Here is a 6,693-nt window from a genome sequence, read left to right as displayed (position 1 = left end):
CACAGGTAAGCAATGTTCGATGAGGGCAAATTGTGCTGGCGTGATCTCCATGTCCAATAGTTTAACCTCCCCAACCACTAGCGTTAACAGGCCCGCGTGTACGTGTGCGTGGGCAGCACGTCTCTCCAGCAGTGCGCCGATATCGGGAAAGCATCAGTTGCTTGCGCGCCACTTCGATACCACCGAAGCAAGCCGATACAGGCACGACGCTAAAGCATTGCGGCAAGCCCAGCAGATCTAAGATCACCCAGAGAAACAGCAGACACAAAAAAACAGGTACCTTCTGCAAGATGCCTGCAGCATTGCAACACCGGGCCAGGCGCTGACATCACGCCCGGCCCGGTCTGCGATCAGAACGTGTAGTTGAAGGTCAGCATGCCGTTGCGCGAGGCGCCCCATGCGCCATAGCCACCGTTGAACTGTGCGTAGTAGCGCTTGTCGAGCAGGTTGTCGATGTTGAGCTGCACCGAGAACTGCGGCGACAGGCGGTAGCGCGCAAACGCGCTGACCAGTGCGTAAGCACTCTGCTGAAAGGCGCCGTAGACCGGGTCCACATAGTACGAGCGGTTCTGCCAGTTGACACCGCCACCGACGGTCAGAGCGCTCCACGCACCTTGCGGGGCGTAGCTGTTGAACAGCTTGAGGGTGGTGCGCGGCAGGTGCTTGTTGATCGAGGTACCGCTGTCATCGCGCGCGGTGTAGTGCGAGGCGCCGAAGGTGGTATTCCAGCTCTCGGTCACCCGCCCGGACACCTCGAAATCGAAGCCTTCGCTGACCACGCCGTTGGCGGCCTCATACGCCGACTCGCTGCTCCCGGGGACGAAGCCGCCGGTGGCCACGCCCAGGTTGTCCTGCTCGATGCGGAACACCGCAAGCGAGGCGTTGAGCCTGTCGTCGAACCACGCTGCCTTGACGCCGGCTTCGTAGCCCTTGCCGGTCAACGGATCCAGGTAGCCGCCATTGGCATCGCGCAGGGTCTGCGGGTTGAAGATTTCGGTGTAGCTGACGTACGTCGACCACACGTCGTTGAGGTCGTAGACCAGACCGGCGTACGGGGTGACTTCGATCTGGCTGTCGGAGAACGGCGCCAGTCCCTGCGTGGCATCGAAGTTGCCGCCATCGATCTGCCAGTCGGTGTAGCGCGCACCCACCAGCAACTTCAGCGAATCGGCCAGCGAGAAGCGCGCAGCCACGTAGGCCGCCTTCTGCTTGATGGTGCCGGTGCTCTGCACCGTGCGCGGGCTCCAGTTGGGTTCCGGGTAGGCACCGGTCCAGCCGAGGTAGCTGTCCAGCGGCGCCGGGAAATCGAAGGTGCCGTTATTGACGTACTCGCGGCGGTTGTAGCTGGCGCCGGCAACCAGCTGATGCTCGCGGCCGAACAGCTGGAACGGGCCTTCCGCATAGACGTCGGCACCATCGGCCTTGCGCTCGGTCAGGTAGTTGCCCGAATACGGCACCACGCCGCCACCGGTGGCACGGTCGAACCCGAAGATCGTATAGAACGGATAGAACAGGTGGTTGGCCGCTTCGGTCTTCTCGTGGCTCAGATTGGCCTTGAGGGTCCAGCCGTTGTCGAAGCTCTGCTGCAGGCTGGCGAAGGTGCGCTGCAGGCGCGTGTCCCAGAACGTCCAGTCGGCCGCCGGGTTGAACGAACGATCGTAGTTGGTACGGGTGCCATCGCTGTAGAACAGCGGGAAGCCGCCCCAGGTGACATCGTTCGATTCCTTCTTCTGGTACTCGTAGCCCACGCTCAGCAAGGTGCTGTCGGTGAGGTCGGCATCGATGATCGCCGAGCCGATCTTCTTGCGCAGGCCATAGCGGTCCATGTCCGACTCGCCGTCCTGGTACACGCCGATCACGCGCGCACGCACGTTGCCTTCGGGGCTGAGCGGCACGGTGATATCGGCCACGCTGCGGGTCTTGTTGAAGTCGCCACCGCCCACCGACACGGTGCCGGTGAAGTCGCGGCTGAGCGCATGCTTGCGCACCAGGTTGATCGAGGCCGACGGGTTGCCCGAGCCGGTCAGCAGGCCGGTGGCGCCGCGCACCACTTCGACGCGGTCGTACAGCGCCACGTCCAGCGCCGAATCGCCGTAACTCCAGGCCTGCTCCATATAGGCCGGGATGCCGTCGAACTGGTAGTTGTCGATATAGAAGCCACGCGCATAGAACTCCAGCCGCTCGCTGTCGCTCTGCGCCACCGAGATGCCGGTGACGTTATTGAGCACGTCGGTGATGCTCTGCAGGTTCTGGTCGTCCATGCGGTCGCGGGTGATCACGGTGACCGACTGCGGAATCTCCCGCAACGACAGGTCCATGCGCGTGCCGGCGGTGGTCTTCTCCACCGTATAACCCTTGGCCTGCTCGCCCTGCACGATGAGCCGGTCCAGGGTGGTGACCTCGGCACCGGCGGCGGACACGGGCGTCTCGGCCAGCACCTGGCCGGCGGCCATCGTGCACAGCGCAGCGAACAGCGCGCGCGGCAGGACATGGCGACGCGCGCCCACGGAAGCAAGACGCAATTCGGTACTACGGATCATCAGGGACTCCAACGCAGACGGACCAGACCACGCGCTGCGAAGACGCCGCGCCGGCAACAAGGGGAGGAAACGTGTGCCTTACCACCGGCAGCGCTCCATTTTAATGGGAATGATTCACATTTTAAATAGCGGATTGACCAATTCCTAGCATCCGTTCAAGCCAAGCGAGCGCTACCGAAACGTCGATGCGTACTGCCAGCGGGGCCGATTGAGCCGTTAGCCGGGGGGTCATCCAAAGGATCAGCCCGGTCTAACCGATCCGCCGCAACGCCGGGCGCTCCCCAGCGTGCGTCGCACGCCGACGCCCCGGATCCGGCGTGATTCATCAATACCCGCCTCCGCAGATCCGCTGGACCACAGGCATTGCGGTCGCAGCCACCCGCACGCAACACTCGGCGCGGGTGCCATGCAGACAGGCGGCTCACCGACAACGGAATGCAACGCAGTGGAGATCAGTTGAACGTGCTGACCAGGGTCCGCGCATCGGCGCTGGCCAACGACGCGCACTGACACGCGCGATGCCTCCGTTGCACGGTGGCGCATCGCGCGCCAGGTGCAACAAAAAAAGCCGGCGTTCGCCGGCTTTTTCTTCAGGCAACACGTCAGGCGTTACAGCGCCCTGGCCGCCGCAACCACATGCTCGGCGGTGATCTTGAAGTACGCATACAGCTGATCGGCCGGTGCCGAGGCGCCGAAGGTGTCGATACCGACCACATCGCCATCCAGGCCCACGTACTTGCGCCAGAAGCCGGTCACGCCCGCTTCCACCGCCACGCGCTTGCGCACCGCGTTCGGCAGCACCGACTCGCGATAGGCCGCATCCTGACGATCGAACACATCGGTCGACGGCATCGATACCACACGCGTCTTCAGGCCAGCCGCATCCAGCGTCTGCTTGGCTTCCACTGCCAGCCCGACTTCCGAACCGGTGGCGATCAGGATCACGTCGGGCGTACCGCCTTCGGCATCGGCCAGCACGTAGCCACCGCGTTCGATCAGCTTGAGCTGCTCGGCGCTGCGCGGCTGGTGCTGCAGGTTCTGGCGGCTGAACACCAGGCAGCTCGGGCCGTCCTTGCGGGTGATGGCGGCTTTCCAGCTCACTGCCGATTCCACCGCATCGCCCGGGCGCCACACATCGTTGTTGGGGATATAGCGCAGCGAGGCCAGGTGTTCCACCGGCTGATGGGTCGGGCCGTCTTCGCCCAGGCCGATCGAGTCGTGCGTGTACACGTGGATGGCATGGGCCGGATTCAACGCGCTCATGCGCACGCCGTTGCGCGCGTAATCGCTGAACACCAGGAAGGTGGCGTCGAACGGAATGAAGCCGCCATGCAGCGCCAGGCCGTTGGCGATGGCGGTCATGCCGAACTCGCGCACGCCGTAGTAGACGTAGTTGGCATCCGGATCATCGGTGGCCACCGACTTGCTGGCCTTCCACAAGGTCAGGTTGGAATGCGCCAGATCGGCCGAACCGCCGATCAGTTCCGGCAACAGCGGCGCGAACGCTTCGATCGCCAGCTGCGAGGCCTTGCGCGAGGCGATGGTCTGGCCGTCCTGCTGCGCCTTGGCGATGTAGGCATCGGCCTGGGCGATGAAGTCGGCCGGCAGCTCGCCGTGCGAGCGGCGGGTCAGCTCGGCAGCTTCGGCCGCGTACTGCTTGCCGTACTTGTCGAACAGCTGCTCCCACTCGGCCTGACGCAGGGTGCCGGTGCCACCTGCGCGCCAGCCGGCGTAGATCTCTTCGGGGATTTCGAACGGGCCGTACGGCCACTCCAGCGCCTTGCGGGCGCCCTCGAGTTCTTCCTTGCCCAGCGGTGCGCCGTGCGAGGATTCCTTGCCGGCCTTGCTCGGTGCGCCGAAGCCGATCTTGGTGCGGCAGCAGATCAGCGTGGGCTTGTCGGTGTTCTCCAGCGCGGTCTCGATGGCGACCTTGATCTTCTCGGCGTCATGTCCGTCCACATCGCGGATCACATGCCAGCCATAGGCCTCGAAGCGTTCCGGGGTGTTGTCGCTGAACCAGCCGGCGGTGTTGCCGTCGATGGAGATCTGGTTGTTGTCCCAGAACGCGACCAGCTTGCCCAGGCCCCAGGTGCCAGCCAGCGAGGCGGCTTCATGGGAAATGCCTTCCATCATGCAGCCATCGCCCATGAACACCCAGGTACGGTGATCGACGATTTCCAGCTCCGGGCGGTTGTAGCGCTGCGCCAGCAACTTCTCGGCCAGCGCGAACCCGACCGCATTGGCAAAACCCTGCCCGAGCGGACCGGTGGTGGTCTCCACGCCGGGGGTTTCGCTGCGCTCGGGGTGACCGGCGGTCTTGCTGTGCAACTGCCGGAACTGCTTGAGCTGCTCGATCGGCAGATCGTAGCCGGACAGGTGCAGCAGCGCGTACTGCAGCATCGAACCGTGGCCGTTGGACAGCACGAAACGATCGCGGTTGAACCACTGCGGGTTGTTGGGGTTGTGCCGGAAGAAATCGTTCCACAGCACTTCGGCGATATCGGCCATGCCCATCGGCATGCCGGGATGGCCGGATTTGGCGGCTTCGACCGCATCGGCGGCGAGAAAACGGATGGCGTTGGCCAGCTGGCGACGGGTGGGCTGGGTCATGGGCGTCTATGGAAGCGGAGGGGAACACCGCTGGAAGCGGAGCCGCTCATTCTCCCACAGAGCGCGTTAGGGGGCTGGGATTGGGGAGTCGGGAATGGAGAATCGGGAATCGGGAATCGGGTGCCGTGCTGCAGGTTGGTCGCTGACGCCGCTCTCGCCAAGGCTACCGCTGCGGTACAGCGGACCTCACATCACCCGTACCGATCGCTACAGCCCGCTTTTACCCATTCCCGATTCCCTATTCCTCGCCCTTGGCAACCAAGGTCGTCAGCGCCAGATCGCCGGTCACGTTCAGCGCCGTGCGGCACATGTCCAGGAAATGATTGACGCCCAGGATCATGCCGATGCCGACCGGGTTGACCCCGACCATCGCGCAGATCAGCGCCACCACCGGCAGCGAGCCGGACGGCACGCCGGCGGTGCCGATCCCGCCCAGGATGCAGACCAGCATCACCATGAACTGCTGGCCGATGCTCAGGTCCACGTTGAAGAACTGCGCCAGGAAGATCACCGTCACCCCTTCGAACAAGGCGGTGCCGTTCTGGTTGGCGGTGGCGCCCACGGTCAGCACGAAACGCGATACCCGCGGCGGCAGGCCCATCTCGTCGGCCACGCGCAGGGCGGTCGGCAGGGTCGCGTTACTGGAGGCAGTAGAGAACGCCATCATCGTGGCCTCCTGGGTCTGCCTGAAGAAGCCGATCGGCGAGCGCCCGGCGAACTGCACCGCCAGCCCGTAACTGACCACCATGTGCAGGCCCAGCGCCAGCACCACCACGCCTACATAAGCGCCCAGGCGGATCAGCAGATCGAAGCCGAACAGCGCGGCCAGATTGAACATGAAACAGGCTACCGCATACGGCGCCAGGCGGATCACCAGCCCGATCAGGGTCATCGAGATTTCGAAGATGCCCTCGATGCCGCGCTTGAGCGTGGCCACTTTTTCATCGGCGGTCAGCACCATGCCCACGCCGAACATCACCGCAAAGAACATCAGCGACAGGATCGCGCCGTTGCTGGACGCTGCCGCGATGACGTTGCTGGGCACGATCGACAACAGCATGTCCATGCCCTGCGGCTGGGTGCCGGAGCTGGAGATGATCTCGCGGGTGCGCTCGGCGTTCTGCTGGATCAACTGGTTGGCCAGCTGCGGGTCCACGCCGGCACCAGGCTTGAGCACATTCACCAGCACCAGCCCCAGCAACACCGCCACGCCGGACAGCACGACGGTGTAGCCCAGGGTGCGCCAGCCCACACGCCCGAGCGCACGGATGTCGCCCATCTCGGAAATGCCCATCACCAGTGCCGAAAACAGCAGCGGCACGATCAGCATGAAGATCAGGTTGAGGAAGATCTGCGAGAATGGCGTGGTGACGTACTTGGTGACCACGCGCACCCAGTCGGCATCGCTGCCAGCCAGGTAGTAGACGGCCAGACCCAGCAGCAGACCGACGGCGAAGCCAATGCCCATCTTCCAATGCAGGGGCAGGCCCGGGCGGCGTGCGGCGGGGGATGCAGTCATCTGGTCGGGCCTTGATCTGGACAC

Annotated in this window: 3 protein-coding genes; all 3 read right to left on the bottom strand. The window is 64.3% G+C overall.

The window, feature by feature from the left end:
- Positions 1-350: 350 nt before the first annotated feature.
- Positions 351-2,540, bottom strand: a complete 2,190-nt coding sequence (fhuE, locus tag XarbCFBP7408_RS03365) for a ferric-rhodotorulic acid/ferric-coprogen receptor FhuE (protein WP_104561374.1) — start codon at positions 2,538-2,540, stop codon at positions 351-353.
- A 609-nt stretch (positions 2,541-3,149) separates the two neighbouring features.
- Entirely contained in the window at positions 3,150-5,150 is a 2,001-nt protein-coding gene (tkt, locus tag XarbCFBP7408_RS03360; RefSeq protein ID WP_104561372.1) for a transketolase, read from the bottom strand.
- A gap of 238 nt (positions 5,151-5,388) precedes the next feature.
- On the bottom strand, positions 5,389-6,669 hold the full coding sequence (locus XarbCFBP7408_RS03355; RefSeq protein ID WP_181106178.1) for a dicarboxylate/amino acid:cation symporter: 1,281 nt from the start codon (positions 6,667-6,669) through the stop codon (positions 5,389-5,391).
- Positions 6,670-6,693 lie beyond the last annotated feature (24 nt).

The organism is Xanthomonas arboricola pv. guizotiae (genome assembly GCF_002940205.1).
GTDB lineage: Bacteria > Pseudomonadota > Gammaproteobacteria > Xanthomonadales > Xanthomonadaceae > Xanthomonas > Xanthomonas arboricola_C.
The sequence above is the reverse complement of the archived record's forward strand: the minus strand, read 5'-3'. Positions and strand labels throughout refer to the sequence as shown.